General features: G+C 69.8%; 14 protein-coding genes and 1 pseudogene. 8 read left to right on the forward strand and 7 right to left on the reverse strand.

Going from position 1 to position 14,631, the window contains the following annotated elements:
- The first annotated feature begins 83 nt into the window (after window positions 1–83).
- Window positions 84–1,106 (forward strand): alpha/beta hydrolase, encoded by a 1,023-nt coding sequence (locus QC283_RS11970; protein ID WP_279561419.1) that lies wholly within the window; start codon window positions 84–86, stop codon window positions 1,104–1,106.
- An 80-nt stretch (window positions 1,107–1,186) separates the two neighbouring features.
- Here the strand turns inward: QC283_RS11970 and QC283_RS11975 are convergent, their stop codons facing one another.
- Window positions 1,187–1,657, reverse strand: coding sequence for an Lrp/AsnC family transcriptional regulator (locus QC283_RS11975; RefSeq protein ID WP_279561420.1), 471 nt, complete (start codon window positions 1,655–1,657; stop codon window positions 1,187–1,189).
- Window positions 1,658–1,750: 93 nt separating this feature from the next.
- Between QC283_RS11975 and QC283_RS11980 the strand changes: the two genes are divergently transcribed.
- The 3 genes from QC283_RS11980 to QC283_RS11990 all read left to right on the forward strand — a co-directional run bounded on the left by QC283_RS11980 (window position 1,751) and on the right by QC283_RS11990 (window position 3,534).
- Entirely contained in the window at window positions 1,751–2,548 is a 798-nt protein-coding gene (locus QC283_RS11980) for an LLM class flavin-dependent oxidoreductase (protein WP_279561421.1), read from the forward strand.
- On the forward strand, window positions 2,545–2,979 hold the full coding sequence (locus tag QC283_RS11985) for a nucleoside deaminase (protein WP_279561422.1): 435 nt from the start codon (window positions 2,545–2,547) through the stop codon (window positions 2,977–2,979). Before QC283_RS11980 ends, QC283_RS11985 begins: the two co-directional genes overlap by 4 nt.
- A 156-nt stretch (window positions 2,980–3,135) precedes the next feature.
- A complete protein-coding gene (locus QC283_RS11990) occupies window positions 3,136–3,534 on the forward strand; it encodes a hypothetical protein (RefSeq protein ID WP_279561423.1) in 399 nt (132 codons plus the stop codon).
- 126 nt (window positions 3,535–3,660) lie between these two features.
- Here QC283_RS11990 and QC283_RS11995 read toward each other — a convergent pair whose 3' ends face one another.
- Both QC283_RS11995 and QC283_RS12000 read right to left on the reverse strand, forming a co-directional pair.
- The gene (locus QC283_RS11995; RefSeq protein ID WP_279561424.1) at window positions 3,661–5,517 is read right to left on the reverse strand and encodes an SMI1/KNR4 family protein; all 1,857 of its coding nucleotides are present in this window, start codon (window positions 5,515–5,517) and stop codon (window positions 3,661–3,663) included.
- 100 nt (window positions 5,518–5,617) lie between these two features.
- On the reverse strand, window positions 5,618–6,133 hold the full coding sequence (locus QC283_RS12000; protein ID WP_279561425.1) for a hypothetical protein: 516 nt from the start codon (window positions 6,131–6,133) through the stop codon (window positions 5,618–5,620).
- A 399-nt stretch (window positions 6,134–6,532) separates the two neighbouring features.
- Here QC283_RS12000 and QC283_RS12005 point away from each other — a divergent pair, with 399 nt between their 5' ends.
- Complete coding sequence (locus QC283_RS12005; protein WP_279561426.1) at window positions 6,533–7,105, forward strand: dihydrofolate reductase family protein; 573 nt, start codon at window positions 6,533–6,535, stop codon at window positions 7,103–7,105.
- 178 nt (window positions 7,106–7,283) lie between these two features.
- Here the strand turns inward: QC283_RS12005 and QC283_RS12010 are convergent, their stop codons facing one another.
- Entirely contained in the window at window positions 7,284–8,354 is a 1,071-nt protein-coding gene (locus QC283_RS12010) for a hypothetical protein (protein ID WP_279561427.1), read from the reverse strand.
- A 306-nt stretch (window positions 8,355–8,660) separates the two neighbouring features.
- Between QC283_RS12010 and QC283_RS12015 the strand changes: the two are divergent.
- Window positions 8,661–8,915: pseudogene (locus tag QC283_RS12015) on the forward strand (contact-dependent growth inhibition system immunity protein); the annotation flags it as partial.
- A gap of 191 nt (window positions 8,916–9,106) precedes the next feature.
- On the opposite strand, the gene QC283_RS12020 reads toward QC283_RS12015, so the two are convergent.
- Window positions 9,107–9,520 carry an ATP-binding protein gene (locus tag QC283_RS12020; protein ID WP_279561429.1) on the reverse strand — a complete coding sequence of 138 codons (414 nt, stop codon included), beginning with the start codon at window positions 9,518–9,520 and terminating at the stop codon, window positions 9,107–9,109.
- Between the two features lie 260 nt (window positions 9,521–9,780).
- Here QC283_RS12020 and QC283_RS12025 point away from each other — a divergent pair, with 260 nt between their 5' ends.
- Window positions 9,781–10,110 (forward strand): hypothetical protein, encoded by a 330-nt coding sequence (locus QC283_RS12025; protein ID WP_279561430.1) that lies wholly within the window; start codon window positions 9,781–9,783, stop codon window positions 10,108–10,110.
- Window positions 10,111–10,174: 64 nt separating this feature from the next.
- Here the strand turns inward: QC283_RS12025 and QC283_RS12030 are convergent, their stop codons facing one another.
- The gene (locus tag QC283_RS12030) at window positions 10,175–10,669 is read right to left on the reverse strand and encodes a hypothetical protein (RefSeq protein ID WP_279561431.1); all 495 of its coding nucleotides are present in this window, start codon (window positions 10,667–10,669) and stop codon (window positions 10,175–10,177) included.
- 94 nt (window positions 10,670–10,763) lie between these two features.
- Between QC283_RS12030 and QC283_RS12035 the strand changes: the two genes are divergently transcribed.
- Window positions 10,764–12,425 carry an N-6 DNA methylase gene (locus tag QC283_RS12035; protein ID WP_279561432.1) on the forward strand — a complete coding sequence of 554 codons (1,662 nt, stop codon included), beginning with the start codon at window positions 10,764–10,766 and terminating at the stop codon, window positions 12,423–12,425.
- 7 nt (window positions 12,426–12,432) lie between these two features.
- Here QC283_RS12035 and QC283_RS12040 read toward each other — a convergent pair whose 3' ends face one another.
- The gene (locus QC283_RS12040) at window positions 12,433–14,568 is read right to left on the reverse strand and encodes a UvrD-helicase domain-containing protein (protein WP_279561433.1); all 2,136 of its coding nucleotides are present in this window, start codon (window positions 14,566–14,568) and stop codon (window positions 12,433–12,435) included.
- Window positions 14,569–14,631: the final 63 nt, after the last annotated feature.

The following is a 14,631-nucleotide window of genomic DNA, read 5'->3' on the forward strand; positions in this document are numbered from 1 at the left end:
CGGAGACACAAACCCCCGAAGACACGAAGACCGAAGACCCGCACCACAGCGCGACGAACAGCAACCCACCCCAGGGAGCCGCAGTGTCCGCGAACGTGCCAACAACCGTCCTGCCCGCCTTCAGAGCCAGGGTCCTCCTGATCCTGGCCGTACTGCTGGCCACCCTCGCACCGACCGCCCCGGCACTGGCCACCGGGCAGCAGGGCGCCGCCCGCCCCGGCGCCGAAGTCGTCGCCGTCACCCAGGTGGCGGACCGGCAGGTCGACCTGTCGGTCCGCTCGACGGCCCTCGGAGGCCGCACGGTCAAGGTCCGTCTCCTGACCCCGGACGGCTGGAACCCGCACGACCGACGCCACCGACAGCAATGGCCCACCCTCTGGCTGCTGCACGGCTGCTGCGGCGACTACACGTCGTGGACGAGCATGACGGACGTGGCGCGGACCGACAGCCTGCGCGACGTCCTGGTCGTCATGCCCGAGGCCGGCTGGAACGGCTGGTACAGCGACTGGTGGAACCACGGCGAGGGCGGCGACCCCGCATGGGAGACCTTCCACACCGTGGAGCTGCGCCGCCTCCTGGAACGTGACTGGGGCGCGGGCACCAACCGCGTGGTGGCCGGCCTCTCCATGGGCGGCCAGGGCGCCCTGCTGTACGCCGCCAGGCACCCCGGCATGTTCAGGGCGACAGCGGCCTACTCCGGTTCCGCGCACCCCCTCCTGAACGACGAGTCGGTCGACCGCGTCATGGGCTTCTTCGCCGGCCAGGACAACGACCCGCTCCGCGTCTGGGGCGACCCGGTCGCCCAACGCCACATATGGCGGGCCCACGACCCCTTCCACCTCGCCAAACGACTCCGGTCGATCCCGGTCTACCTGTCCTGCGGCGACGGCACCACGGGACCCCTGGACACACCAGGGAGCACCAGTGCTCTGGAGGCCGACTTCAACCGGCAGAACCACGCCCTCGCCGCGGAGCTGAAGCGGGTGGGGGCACGGCACGTGACCACCAACTTCTACGGCCCCGGAACGCATGGCTGGGCGTACTGGGAGCGGGAGCTGCACGCTTCGCTGCCGATGCTGCTGAGGGCGCTGGGCAACGGCCACTGAACCGCGGCGGCCACGGCCGGCCAAGGGCACGGCACGACCGGCGGCGACCCCCGCCGACCGACGCGTCAGTGCCCGGCCGGTCAGGGGCGCGGGCCGGTCAGGGGCTCGGGCCGGACGGGCCCGCGGTACGGCAAGGTCTGGTTGTAGACGACACTGGTGGTCGTACTGCCGAAGCCGGCCAGCTCGTCCATGAGGGTCTCCAAGTGCCCCATGGACGTCGCGGCCACCTTCAGCGTGTAGCAGTCGTCCCCTGTCGTACGCAGGCACTCCAAGATCTCGTGTCGCTCGTCGAGCAGTCGCCGCAGCGGCTGGTGGCGGTTGCCCGGGTACTTGAGACGGACGACGGCGAGCACCGGATAGCCGACCTTCGCCAGGTCGACCGTCGCCCGGTAGCCGGTGATGACACCCAACGCCTCCAACTGGCGTACCCGCTCGGTGGTGGCGGACGGGCTGAGATTCACGCGCCGCCCCAACTCGCTGAGGGAGACGCGGGCTTCCTGCTGCAACTGGCTGATGATCGCCCAGTCGACGTCGTCGAGATTCGCGGCCATTGCGCGAGCCTACCGGCAGAATCACGGCAGAAACCCGTAAGGACCAGGAGAAGCATCTTCAGTCCCTGGTGATCGCGGGGATAACCTCCAGCCATGCAACTTGGCGTCAACGTACCGAACTTCGGACCCGGGACCGACCCCGGCGTGCTGCGCGAGTGGGCCCGGACCGTGGAGGGCCTCGGCTTCGACCTCCTCATGGTGTCGGACCACGTGACCGTCACGCCGGACGTGGCCGAACGGTACCCGGAACCGTTCTACGAGCCGTTCACCACACTGTCCTGGCTGGCCGGTCTCACCACCAGGGTGCGCCTCGGTACGACCGTACTCGTCCTGCCCTACCGGCCACCGCTGCTCACCGCCCGCATGGCGACCAACCTCGACCGGCTGAGCGGGGGCCGGCTCGTCCTCGGAGTGGGCGTCGGCTGGGCGCGCCAGGAGTTCGACGCACTCGGCGTACCCTTCGGCGCACGCGGCAGACTCACCGACGAGCACCTGGAAACCCTGCGGAGCAACAACCCCACCTCCGTACCCATCTGGGTCGGCGGCAACAGCGAGGCCGGAATCCGGCGCGCCATCGGACACGGTGACGCCTGGCACCCGTTGCACGGCACCCTCCCGTGGATGCGCTCGGTCCTGGCCCAACACACCCTGCCGGGGTTCGCGCCCCGCATCGCCCTGAGACTGACCGGCACGCCGGTCGACGATCCCGAGCGCATCGCCGGCGTCGGCACCCTCGAACAGGTCCTCGACGACCTCGACCAGCTGCGAGCGCTCGGCGCCGAAACCGTCGTACTCGACCCCTACCGCGGAGACCCCGAAGAGACCCGGCGGCCCGACGCGGCCTGGCAGGCGCTCACCGCCGTCGCCACCCATCGAAGGACGACATCGTGATCAGCACCGCCGACGAGGCACTCCTGCGCCGCGCGATCGCCGTCGCGGCCCACGCAGTCACCCTGGGGGACGCCCCCTACGGCTCCCTGCTCGCCGCCCCGGACGGCACGGTCCTCACCGAGGCCCACAACACGGTCCGACGCGACGACGACATCACCGCCCACCCGGAACTGAAGCTCGCCCGCTGGGCAGCCCGCGAACTCACCCCCGACACCGCCTCACGCACCACCCTGTACACCAGCTGCCAGCCCTGCGGCATGTGCGCGGGCGCCCTCGTCCGCTCCGGCCTCGGCCGCGTCGTCTTCGCGCTCTCCACCGAGCAACTCGTCGAACTCAACCCCCAGTCGGGCGCCTGGCCGACGATCCCACACGACGGACCGGCCCTGTTCCCCGAGGCCCGCGCGCCGCTCGACGCGTACTACCTCTCCTGATGACCGCGGGACAGGGGACCGTGTAAGGACGATGTCGAGTGCCTGCTTCTCGATCCCGGCTCGCGAACCTTGGTGCGCATGGCTCTCCCGACTGGCACCATGGCACCCGGTATCCGCGCTCGGGCTGTCGGGCGCCGTGGCTGACGAGGGGGAACGGTGGAGGACTGGATCTACATCCTCAACCCGAACAAGGACACCCTGGACGGGGAGCCCTCCACCAGCGAGACCATTCACCGCCTCGCCCGTGAGGATCCCGAACTCGACCTTTGGCTGAGCCGGTGCAACCGCATGAACAAGGGCGACCGCCTGTGGTTCTTCTTCACTCACCCCACGTCGGCGGTCGCCGCCGTCGCCGAGATCGACGAGGTTCCCTACGAGGACCCCGAGGACCCGGAGTACGGCTACCGCGTCTACGTGACCCTGTTGCCCGAGCCGACGGAGGCACTGTTCGGCAACCCCGTGCCGAGGGAGGACCTGCGCCTCGGTCAGGTGAGGTCGGTGCAGAAGGTGAAGTCGGATGCGCTGCCCCTGCTGCTGGCACGGGCAGGGCTGTGAGCAGCAGCGCCCGGCATGGCGCGGGAGACATACGGAACTCCCGTTGACGACCACCAAGATCGACGCGGACAACTGCCTTCTGGCCACGAGATGGTCGTCCCCATGACTCCCGAGAGGCTGTGGCGATCACTCCGTCCGAAGGGGTCGCCGCGGCGCCAGATCCCTGGACAGCTCACTGCGCCAGTCCTCGCTGAGCCTGTGGCGCAGGACGGACGCCGCGGCGACCGGCAACGGCAGTCGGAGGAAGCGGCGTAGCGCGTCCGCTGCGTCGGCTCGTAGCTCCCAGGCCTCGAAGTCGTCCCGAGTGACAGGAGGTTCGGGTGCGTCCCGCTCTCGACGCCAGGACGGTTCCAGTGCCGGCCGGGCCGCCGCTGCTTCGGCCGCGAGACTTCGCATCAGCAGGTCCAGAGGACTGTCCTCGGCGAGCTCCGGGGTCTCACCGCGGTCGACGACCGCCAGGACCCGTGTCACTTCGGGGAAGGTGTCAAGGCCCGTCTCCGCGGCGAGTCTGCGCAGCTGCGCGGCCATCGCCGTACGCAGCCGGGGCGTGGGCGTGCGCTCGACCAGCGCGCCCAGATCGAATCGACGTACCTCCGAGGGAGGACGGCACGACCACTCGGGGAAATCATCCAGGACAGGTAGGACGAGGCCACTGAGCAGTGGCTCGTCGAGCGCGCGCTCGAGGTCGAAGCCGATGCCGAACCCGCCCCGCAGGCCGGCGAGGAAGTCCACGTACGCGGTGGTCGACCCGGGCCAGGGATCGACTCCGATCGACCGCACCTCCGTGCCGTCCGGGAGCCGCACATAGTCCTCCCGCGGCGACGAGACAAGGCGGTCATGGGCGCCCTGGGCGTGCGGGAGCCCGTTGACGTACACGGTGAGACGCACCTCCGGGCCCCGCTTGGTCAGGGCCACGATCCGGGTGCCCCGGGACAGCCTGCGCAGTACCTCCGGGCGGGTCAGCTGCTTGGTTCCGGCGCTCTGCACAAGGAACCCCCAGTCACCGCACCGGCCTGCGCGTACCAAGGGCCGGGACGCCGCCCAAGGACTCGCCGCGGACCGTTCGGCCTGTGCGTGGGTGCGTTCACGGATGGTGTCCCGCTGCACCACGCCCGCACGCAGCAGCAGTTCCTCCGCCGTCATGCCTTCGGCGAAGACCAGGTCCGGCTGGCGGGGCCCAGGCGTCCGTGACCTCCCGGAGCCGATCGTGATGTACGCCCCGCTCTGCGGCGGCTCCGACTCCGGCTCCGGTTGCCGGCGCACCGGTTCGGGCTTGGGCTCGGGCTCGGGCGTACGCGTGGCAAGCTCGAGCAGCGAGGTGGGCCGCGCTTTGACGGTGCGCGTGGCCTCCTCCCAAATCAGCTTTCCGTCGAAAGCCAACGGAACCCGGCCCTCGACGGGCAACCGCCGTTCCAGAGCCTCGGCGAACGCGAACAGAGCCGCACCCAGCGAGGTCCAGCCGGTGAACGAGGGAGCGTCCTCGTTGAAGTAGCGCCCTACGCGCCCGTAGTCGTCGCCCTCGCGGCACGTGAGGAACAAGCCGTCCTGGGCGTCCCAGGCGACGCCATGGGTGATCAGCAGCCACTCGTGACGCCAGTAGGCGTTGAGCTCGGCCTCCTCGTCCTCGTCCTCCTCCTCGTCCTCATCGTCGTCGTCGTACTCGTCCTCGATGTCCTCAGCCATGGACCGCAGGAACAGAGCGTGGTTCACGATGTCCGCGACACCGGCGAACGGGCCCTTGAGTGCGAACTCCGGCGCCCCCTCCTTCAGCTCGACACCGTCGTGGCAGCGGAGCGAGGCCACGAGCTCGGGGTGGAACGTCACCCCGAGCCGCCGCTCGGCATCCGCTATCTCGCCAGGAGAAGCGGGCGCCCGCAGCCATGCCCGGCTCAGCGGAGCGTGTTCCGAGAGCCAGGCGTCGATGCGCGCCCAGGAGTCTTCTACGGTCGGCAGCGGGTCGGTTGTGGCAGTGGTCGACGTCATTCGATCACCTTAGGAGTGACCTCTGACATCACCCGTCGGGCCGACCCCCGTACGTCACCGCGGTGGGCGCGGTCCGGGCGGCGGGGCGGCTGTCGTGCCGTCAGGCAATGATGATGTTGCTTGACGTGATGTGATCGTCCTTGCCGGCGTCGTCATACACGGAGATGTGGTACCCAGCGCCTTCGCTGAGGTTGTAGTCCTGGGTCGTGTACTCGACGGCGGCGGACGTTCCGGGCGCTGAGACCAGTGGTCCCACCGGGTAGACGTTGGAGACCGTCGCGTACGCGAGCTGGACGTAGAAGGTGTCGCCGTCGTTCTTGGTGTCGTAGACCCAGAGCTTCTCACCGTACGGGTGCCACTCGATCTTGCCCAGCCAGGCTCCCGAGTCGGGGTGGTACAGGTTGATCTTGACGGCCTTTCCGTCGGGGTCGTGGCGGAAGTACGTGCCGTCGTACGAGTCGCCGACGGAGCACGGGCAGTTGTCCGTGTCGACGTACTTGAACGTGGCTCTCGGGTCCGGGTTGTAAGCCTGCGCCGAAGTAGCCGTGCCGAGGGCCGTCCCCACCGTGAGCAGTGCTCCGGTGAGCAGCGCACCCAACTGTCGTCTGATCCTCATCCGTACTGCTCCTCCCTCGCGGGTTCCCCGCTCATCGGCGAACCCCTGGCCTTGTCAGGCACATGGTCCGCCAAGAGGGCACCACAGGGACCCTGGATAGTTGCAGGGTGACTCCGCCGCACCCCGGAGTTCACGCGGACCGGAACGACAGTCAGGGGCCGCGGAGAAGCAGTGGTCCTGACCGCCGGACACGTCCTGACCCTGACCTTGGACGCAAGAGACGTGGCCGTTTCGTCCGGATGACCGAGGCCGCCGGAAGGGATCGGGCGACGACCGATGAGTTTCTCCGTGTTCCGCAGTCAGAGATCATGGTCGGTGCGCCGCAGCTACGAGTGTGGCGGCAGCGTGCACCGACCGAACCCGCTGAGAACCGGACACGAGATACCGAGGATCCCTCTAATGCGCACTCTGATCAGCACCGCCTTCATCTCGCTCGACGGCGTCGTGGAGGCCCCGGGCGGCGAGCCCGGCTACCGCAACTCGGGGTGGACCTTCAAGGACGTCGAGTTCCTTCCCGAGGCCTTCGGCATCAAGGGCGAGGAGCAGAAGGTAGCCACCGCGATACTGATGGGCCGGACCAGCTACGAGGCATTCAGCCCCGTGTGGCCCGACATGGAGGACTTCGCCGGCTACAAGGTGATGCCGAAGTACGTCGTCTCCACCACCCTCACCGGGGACGACCTGGTGTCGAACTGGGGCGAGACGACGATCCTGCGCTCACTCGACGAGGTCGCCGCGCTCAAGGAGACCGAGGGCGGCCCGATCATCGTCCACGGCAGCGCCTCCCTGAACCAGGCCCTCTCGGACGCCGGCCTGATCGACCGCTACCACCTGATCGTCTTCCCGCTCCTGCTCGGTGCGGGCAAGCGGCTCTTCAGCGCCACGGACAAGGACACGCAGAAACTGAAGCTCGTCGAGCACGAGGCCTACGCCAACGGCCTGCAGAAGAACGTCTTCGACGTCGTCCGCTGACAGGGTCCCCGCGCTCGCCCTGCCGTCGCACCCCACTCCTGAGCGGCTGCGGCGATCACTCCGTCCCACGTGGTCGCCGCGCCGCCGGATCCCTGGCCGGCTCACCGCGCCGGTCCCCGCTGAGCCCGTGGGGCAGGACGGACACGCTCCCACGAGATGAACTGGTGCTTGCCGGCTCTCAGAACCGGCCCGATCCCCTGAGCGCCTTGTTCCGCCAGAGGCAGTACACGGAGGCGGGGTCGTCCCAGTACCTCCACGGGAGTGCGTCCACACAACCGTCGACCAGCCGGAACTGCTCCAGCGCCGCGTCGTAGCGACCCTGTCGGGTGAGGAAGTAGGCCAGCAGGTGCCGTACGGCGGACGTGTCCGGATGGTCCGACGGGGCTGCTTCCACGTCCGCCAGAGCCGCGTCGACGAGGGCGACCACCTGTGGGGCTCGGAAGTCGGCCGTCTGCGCGTCGTCGTCGCGGTGCTCGTACCAGGCGACCAGCGGCAGGGCGGTGAGGAGGCTGCCGAGAGGCGCGTTCGCCGCGGCCTCCCGGGCGAAGGATGTGGCCAGTTCCTCCGAGCCACGCCACTTCGCGCACCAGTACTGAAGCGCCGCGGAGTGCGCGCGGTAGTGGTACGGGTCCCGGTCGGTAACCTCGTCCCAGACTCGCCGCATGTCCTCGTGCGAGTAGCCGAGGCCGAGCGCGGTCCAGATCTCGGAGACGTACGGCGAGGGGTCCTCCGGGTTCAACTCCGCGGCCCGCGCGTTCTCCCGCGGTGCTCGCAGCAGTACGTCGTGGAAACCCGCGAACTGTTCCCGGCTGGTGTGCTTCGCCCAGCCGCCGCCCCTCAGATGCCAGGCCAGTGACACCCTCGCGGCGGCTCGAACGAGTGCCAGGTCCGGGTCGTCCTGGCCGACCGCCGACTGCCACGCGTCCAGCCAGCTGTCAGGACGCGCGGCCTCGTGAGAGCCGAACGCGGCGGCGTAGTACGAGCGGCGCGTCCAGTCCCGCTGCTCCCTGGTCCGGGCCAGCAACTGCGCCGCCGGCTCCCAACGGCCGCGGGAGGCCGCGGCCTTGGCCCCTTCCAGCTCGGGATCGGAGGCTGCCCGCTGGGAGTCCTGCCTGCGCTGGGGAAGGAAGCCCAGCGCCTTGGCCTTCCGGGACAGGCGTCCGGAGACGGAACCGCCCATGGTGCGGCGGTAGTACAGGACGCCGACCGCGGCCGCGAGTCCGATGACGACGATGCGAGCGATCTCCACAGGTCACGCACCGCCCATCGAGGCCACGATCACCACGGCGTTTTGCGCACACACGAACACACCCATCGGGCAGAGTCCTTCACGGCAGGAGAGGTACGACAAGACAGGTGGGGGAGGTGGAGTATCACCCACCGACGCCTCGTCCAGCAAACGTGTTCGATCAAGGAAGGCGCGGCAGGGGACGGCCCTTGCATCGACTTCGGCTCCCCTTTCGCGCCGCTGATCGACGAGGTCGATGGAGGGTGCCGCGACCGGAAGCTACCCCGAGTGGGTCAGCCGGACGAGCCGCGCCGGCGCCTCCGCCGGCGCGACGAGTCCCGGTCCCGCCGGGCCGCCCGGCTCGCCGGTGAGCTCCACGAACTCCTCGCCCTCGACCTGGACGAGTCGGATTACGCCCTTGCCGCCGTCGAACTGGGAATGGAGGTCGATCCTCCGGCGCCGTACGGCCCCAGCGGCTGGCTCGCTTCCGTCGCCGGCCGGCTCGTGGTGCCGCGAGCCGACTACGGGCCGCCGGTACAGGGTGAGCAGGCCGGTCGCGAGGGATCGGCCAATGGCCAGTGACGCATGAAAGGGATGCGCACATGTTCGACCGGGTCGACGCGCAGTTCGAGGAGACGGCCGGGCATGGGGGACCTATCGGGTAGGTGCGAAGGGGCGGCTGCCGCTCGCACTCGATACGTGTCGATCGCGAGCGGAACGTCGTGGCTCAACGCATTCGGGCCGGGTGTCAGCGGGCTGCGTATCCGATGTGGTCATTCGGCCGAGGGCCGGCGCGTACTCAGGGTCGCCCACACCGTCTTGCCGGGGCCGCCGTGGCGCTCGGTGACGCCCCAGTCGTCGGCCAGGGCGGTGACGAGGAGGAGACCGCGGCCGGACTCGGCCTCGGCGTCGGGATCCGTGGGGTCGGTCACGACGGGCCGGCGTTCCGCGCGCGTGTCGGAGACCTCCACACGCAGCCGCCCACCGCACGCCTCGACGGCCAGCCGGACGTGGAAGTCCCGGCCGGGGACCCGCCCGTGCCGTACGGCGTTGGCGCACAGCTCGGCGGTGATCAGGGTCAGCGTCTCGTTGACGTCGCCGTCGTAGGGGTGCCCCCAGGCATCCAGGCAGTGCGAGACGAAGAGCCGGGCCAGACGGGCGCCACGCGGGGTGGAGGTGAAGGCCATGGCGAACCGGTCGGCGTCCGCGGATCGAGGGAGATGTGCATGGGCCCAGCGTTGCGGCGGCGCCCGGCCCGCCACCAGCGTCACGGCTTGTACGGCGGGGTGCTGTACGGCGGCAGGGAGGCCGGTACGCGGTGTGGGGGACGGCCGGGATCCCGGACCTCGGCCGCGGGGCTCGGACGGAACGCCGGGTGCCCGGTCTTCGTCCTCCTCGCCGGGCTGTGGCACGGTACAGGTCGGGAGCGGCTCGTGAGGGGAGCAGGATGACGCCCAGGCAGGTATGGGGCATAGCCGCGACGGCGTTCGCGGCGGGCGGCGCGCTGGGGTTCACGGTGGCGGTCGTTCAGGAGGACGAGACGCCTCCGGTGACGGTCGGCGTACCGCAACCGACGGAGTCGCAGCTACCGACAACCCGGGCCGAACTCGTCAAAGCGTGGACGGCCGAGCTCGAGCACGCGGGCAAAGAGCTGCCGGAGGGGTGGGAAGTGCTGACCACGGACGAGATCCGGGGCCGCTACCTGCACCAGCGGATGGTCAACGCTCCGAGTGCCGAGGAGATCGACCCGGACATGGGCCGCCGCGCGGACGAGTAGGACGAGTGAGGGAATGGGCCCCGCCGAGGCCGGGTCGAGGCCCGTCCGCTGTGGGTCGGGTCGGTCAGTTCGCGTCGTTGATCGCGTTGATCACCGCGACGGCCTGGTCGCCGTGGTCGGACGAGTACAGGTGATCGTTGATCCGCTGGTCCTGGTCGTCGGTCTCGACGTGGGAGTTCGCTCCGACGATCTGCCCCTCGGTGGTGGCCATGGGCCCACCGCTCGCGCCCGCTCCCATGTCGCAGTTCATCTCGAGCCGGTTGTCCAACGGGTTCCAGTTCATCGCGTCCACGACATCGCCGGTGCAGTAGAACTGCGTGTAGCCGGCCGGGGCCTGGACGGTGAAGGCGGCCAGGTCGCCCTCGTTGTAGTCCTTGTCCTGGGTCCACGCCTCGGGGGCCACGAACGACCGGGCGGCCCACTCGCCCCACGGAGCGTCGTACTCACCGGGGGTGTCGAGGCTTTCCTTGTAGCCCGGAATGAAGAGCACCAGGCCGTAGAAGCCGTCGGATCCGCTCCCGCCGTCCAGACGGTGTTGTTGCCGTCGGCGGCGATCCACATTTGGTTTACCGGTACATCAGCCCTCTTCGCGTTAGCGCAGTCAACAAGACGGCCGTTGAAGTGCTGATAGGTGCTGTGTACGGTTGCCTACTATGGTAGACACTCCCGCGACCCCGGCCGGCTCCATGGTCACCGGCTCCGAGATCGCCCGGCTGGCGGGCGTCACGCGTGCCGCCGTATCCAACTGGAGACGGCGGTACGACGACTTTCCCGCGCCCGTCGGCGGCAGTGTGAACAGCCCTCTCTTCGCTCTGGCCGATGTGCAGACGTGGCTGAACAAGCAGCGGAAGGGTCAGGACGTCTCGCAGGAGGTGCAACTCTGGCAGGCGTTGCGGGCGGCATACGGCGACGACATGGTCCGGGGGATCGCAGCGGTCGCACAGGTCCTCGCCGAGGACGACGGCGTGCCGTACGCCCACGCCTTGCCGGAAGAGGTCGTCCGCCTGGCGCGTGTCCTCGCCGAGAGCGGGCCGGCGGGGGAGGTGGTGGAGGCTCTGGCGGAGCGGTTCACGGACTCCGTGCGCCGGGCCGGATCGGACCAGGTCACCTCGCCTCGCATCGTCCGTGCTCTGCGGTATTTCGCGGATCCGGTCGAGCCAGAAGCCACGGTGCTCGATCCAGCATGCGGCATCGGCACCCTGCTGCTCGCCGTCGGCCCTGACCGCGGGCCGACACGACGCGGTCAGGAGACGGATCCCCACAGTGCCCGGCTCGCCCAGCTGCGCGCGGACCTGACGGGGCGCACCGGGCTGGAAATCCTCGCCGGGGACTCCCTGCGGGATGACAAGTGGCCGGACCTCAAGGCGGACCTCGTGGTCTGCGACCCCCCGGTGGGAGACGCGGACTGGGGACGGGAGGAGCTGCTGCTCGACTCCCGCTGGGAACTGGGCACACCCTCGCGCGCCGAAGGGGAGCTCGCCTGGCTCCAGCACGCCTACGCGCACACCGCCTCCGGAGGCCGGGTCGTCATGGTCATGCCCGCCTCGGTCGCCTACCGCAAGGCCGGTCGGCGTATCCGCGCCGAGCTGGTACGGCGCGGCATCCTCACCCAGGTCACCGCCCTGCCGGCCGGCAGTGCCGCCTCGCATGCCCTGCCCGTGCATCTCTGGCACCTGCGCCGCCCGTCTTCCCTCGGCGACGCCGCGACGGGCGTCCGCATGATCGACCTGACGGCGAACGATCCGGACGCGGACCCGGAACCCGCACCCGAGCAGATCGCGGACGTCCCCCTCATCGACCTCCTCGACGACACGGTCGACCTCACGCCTGGCCGCCACGTGCGGGAGACGCACCGCGACTACGCGACCGAGTACGAGGCCATTCGCACGGAGTTGGCCGAGCAGGTGGGGAAGCTGGCCGAGTTGCTCCCGGAACTGGTGGCGGGCGAGGGCCCCGGTGTCCTGGACGGTTCGTCGGTGAGCGTGGCCGACCTCGCGCGTGCCGGGCTGGTCGAGTACGGAGAGGCGGAACCCGTCTCGACCAGCGACCAGCTCGACACGGACTTCTTGCAGGGCTTCCTGCGCAGCGCGTCCAACACCCGACGCTCCACCAGCGCCAGCGGCACCTTCCGGCTCGACGGCAAGGGAGCCCGCATCCCGCAGATGGACATCGCCGAGCAGCGCCGCTACGGCACCGCGTACCGCAGACTGCGTGAGTTCGAGGAACGGACGCGGCGGATCGCCGAGCTCAGCAGGCAGGCGGCCGAGCTGGCCCGCGACGGCATCGGCAACGGAGCGCTGCAACCACGGAAATGACGCCCCGTCACGAAGCATCCGGTACGAACGGACTGCCTTCCCCGCTCCACGAGACGGCCAGCGCCTCGCGAGCCCTGGTGCAGGCGACGAACAAGAGGCAGCGTTCCCGCAACAGGTCGGAGTCGTGCTGCAAAGCGTCCACGGCTGCCGGAGTCACCTCCCGGGTGAACGGCACCGCTCCCGCCGTCACGCCGAGCACGGCCACGCAGCGGAACTCCAGCCCCTTCATGGCGTGCATCGTGGCGAGACGCACACCGTCCACATCGGGCCCCGGATTGTCCCTGACGCGCGCCACCGGCACCCCGGCCCCGGTCAGCTTGTCGTACGCCTTGTCCAGCAGCACGTTGAACCGGGCGCACACGCCGATCTCGGACGGTCTGATGCCCTGCGCGATCCATCCCTGGACCCGCTCGACGAGCGCGGCGACCTCCCCGTGCTCCGAACCGTGCCCCTCCACCTGCGGGCTGCGCCCGTGCAGCAGCGAACGGTATCCGGCGAGTGTGTCGCTGCCCTCGCCCCCCAGGTCGTCGACGGACACCGGGCTGAGGATGCCCGTCGACCAGGTGAGAATCTCCTCCGTGCTGCGGTAGTTGATGCGCAGCCGGTGGGTGCGTCCGGCCACCGCGATGCCGAGGGAACCGAGCGAGACCTTCGAGTCGTAGATCCGCTGGTGAGGGTCGCCCGTGAGGAACAGGTCGTCGCTGCCGGACGCCACCGCGCCACGCAGTACACGCCACTGGGCGGGATGCAGGTCCTGCGCCTCGTCGACCACCACGTGGTCGTGCGTCGGCGCCGACGCGGCCAGGAGCTCGGCGGCCCGGGCGCACACCTTCAGATGCGTCGTCGACCGTTGGTCACGCAGCATGGACTCGAACAGCTCGACGGCGGGCCACAGCAGCTCCCGCCGGGCCGGTGACAGCGCGCTGCCACGCCCGCGCCGGGACGCGGCACGGTACGCGTCCAGGGTGCGCAGGTCCTGGGCGAGGACGACATGCCGGTACTCCTGCGCCAGGAACTGCTCCGTCCATGGCAGTCCGAGTTTCTTGACGACCCGCTGCCACACCTGCCGCTCCTCCCGGTCACCGACGGGGGAGGGCACCTTGCCGTCGATACGGGCCACGACACCGTGCGCGTACGCGTTGACCGTGGTCACCTCGACCCGGTCGAGCAGCGCCGCGTCACCGTCCAGGAGCAGGCCGAGGTTCTCGCGCAGCGAAGCGGCCAGTGCGTTGGTGTACGTGGTGAGCAGGACCCGCGCGTTGGGCGACCGGGTCAGCAGGTGCTTGACCCGGTGCAGGGCGGCGACCGTCTTGCCGGTCCCGGGGCCGCCGGTGACCTGTACCGGACCGCCGTACGAAACCCGGTAGGCGACCCGGCGCTGTGAGGGGTGCAGGAAGACCCGCCACGCCGCGAACGGCTTCTCCAGGATCTCGGCGAGCTCGTCCGGTCCGCTGACGAGGGTGATCCGGCTGGTGGTGTTGGCGATGGCGGCGGCGAGCGTCTCGTCGGGATCGGGCCCGGCGTCGACGGGACGACGGACGGCGACCACGTCCCGGTACACCTCCTCGGGCGGGAACCCCTCGGCGAGGTACTGCAACACCTCGAACTGGTCTTCCGGCAACAGCGTCCCGAAAGCCTCCAGTTGAGCCCTGTCGATGACCGTCCGCACCGCGCGCAGCACTTGGCCGTCGATACCGAGCTCGCGCAGCACGGTGTTCGAGTACGAGGAGAACAGCAGCGATTGGGCCGCGGCAGCCGCCTTCTCGAGCTGCGGGGTCAGTTGCTCGATCGCCCGTACGTTGCGGACCTCCAGGGCGCGCGTCGCGGAGTTCGTGGTGTACAGCCGCTTGGCGGCCCAGGTGTAGGCGTCGTCGTGCGCCACCACGTTGACCAGCAGGAACACATCACTGCCGTCGTCCGGGGCGAGTACGACGCCCCGCCAGAAGTCGTTGATGCGGATGGTCCGCATGCGGCGGTCGGCGGCCTTCTCGACCGACTCGAGGTGCAGCCCCTTGTCCTGCTGCAGCTCCGGCACGGTGAGTTGCTGGAACTTCTGCATCGCCTTGCGAACGCCGTTCCTGACCGGCTTCTCAAGAGCGTCGTAGCTCTCCCAGAAGCTGTTGGCAAACGCAAGCTGCGGCACGACGCGTACTCCCCACCCCTGACGGACACTGCCCGGCCGATCATACGGGCGAGGTGCCGGCGT

The sequence above is a fragment of the Streptomyces sp. DH41 genome, from assembly GCF_029813785.1.
GTDB lineage: Bacteria > Actinomycetota > Actinomycetes > Streptomycetales > Streptomycetaceae > Streptomyces.